Source organism: Vibrio sp. 704 (assembly GCF_033339295.1).
In genome coordinates this window covers 1-524 of the sequence record NZ_JAWOUH010000987.1, presented here as the reverse complement: position 1 = coordinate 524, position 524 = coordinate 1, and the positions used below count along the sequence as shown (strand labels likewise).

General features: G+C 45.2%; 1 protein-coding gene. It reads left to right on the top strand.

Annotated features, from left to right (window positions below; translation table 11 throughout):
- Window positions 1–524: flagellin (locus R7R24_RS30260; protein WP_318120658.1), on the top strand; the 524-nt coding region annotated here is incomplete at both ends.

Genomic DNA, 524 nt, shown 5'->3' with positions numbered 1-524 from the left:
ATGGGGGGCTTTAGTTATGTTGCTCAAGGGCGTGCTGATTCTGATTGGCAGGTAAAAGAGAACGCCAATGATCTGACGATGTCTTTCACCAACCGTTCTGGCGAGACGGAAAAAATCCAAATCAATGCCAAAGCCGGTGATGATATTGAAGAACTCGCGACCTACATTAATGGCCAAACCGACAAAGTGACGGCTTCTGTTAATGAAAAAGGTCAGTTACAGATCTTTATGGCAGGAGAAGAAACCGCCGGAACGATTTCATTCTCAGGAGATCTTGCGAGTGAGCTTGGGATGTCGTTGAAAGGTTATGATGCGGTCAATAACTTGAACATCACAACCGTTGGTGGGGCGCAGCAAGCTGTCGCTGTACTAGACACGGCGATGAAATTTGTCGATAGCCAACGTGCCGAGTTAGGTGCATATCAAAATCGCTTCAATCATGCGATCAATAATCTAGATAACATCCACGAAAACTTAGCAGCATCGAACAGTCGTATTCAAGATACTGATTACGCCAAAGAAAC